This is a genomic window from Shewanella sp. 8A (genome assembly GCF_023475945.1).
GTDB lineage: Bacteria > Pseudomonadota > Gammaproteobacteria > Enterobacterales > Shewanellaceae > Shewanella > Shewanella xiamenensis.
The window spans coordinates 1-689 of the sequence record NZ_JAMDJP010000101.1 but is presented as its reverse complement, the minus strand read 5'-3'; the positions used below and the strand labels follow the sequence as shown (position 1 = coordinate 689).

2 tRNA genes and 1 rRNA gene are annotated in these 689 nt (G+C 45.1%); all 3 read left to right on the top strand.

Annotated features, from left to right (window positions below):
- Positions 1 to 87, top strand: a 16S ribosomal RNA gene (locus M0413_RS22715); the annotation flags it as partial.
- A gap of 70 nt (positions 88 to 157) precedes the next feature.
- A tRNA-Ile gene (locus M0413_RS22710) sits at positions 158 to 234 on the top strand.
- A 137-nt stretch (positions 235 to 371) separates the two neighbouring features.
- A tRNA-Ala gene (locus tag M0413_RS22705) sits at positions 372 to 447 on the top strand.
- Positions 448 to 689 lie beyond the last annotated feature (242 nt).

Here is a 689-nt window from a genome sequence, read left to right as displayed (position 1 = left end):
GGGGCGCTCACCACTTTGTGGTTCATGACTGGGGTGAAGTCGTAACAAGGTAGCCCTAGGGGAACCTGGGGCTGGATCACCTCCTTACCTATACGACTAACTCGATGTTTGTTGAGTGTTCACACAGATTTGCTTGATAGAAGATAGAGTAAAAGATGGGTCTGTAGCTCAGCTGGTTAGAGCGCACCCCTGATAAGGGTGAGGTCGGTGGTTCAAGTCCACTCTGACCCACCAATCCTTCCTTCTCAGCGTTGGAAAGTGACTCGTTTAGTGAACTAAACGTCGCCACTGTCCGCCTTGATAAGAAATGATTGGCAAACCAATCCTTTAAGAGGTTTGGAACATCTTATTTACTCGCACTGCATGTAAATGGGGCTATAGCTCAGCTGGGAGAGCGCCTGCCTTGCACGCAGGAGGTCTGCGGTTCGATCCCGCATAGCTCCACCATTTACTGCATTATGGTTAGAGATGCCAAAGATAAACTTAAACATTATCTTTGGCTTTTTTAAGCCCGCTCTTTAACAATTTGGAAAGCTGATAGTAATTAATACAATGATGTCTGTCGTTGTGTTAATACGAAAAAATTGAGTTCTTAAAACACTTGTTAAGTGTCTTGAATATTCAAGTCTAAGGCGAGTCCATCTTCTTGGTCGAAGATGAGACAAGTAAAACCAGCTGGTCGCAACGAC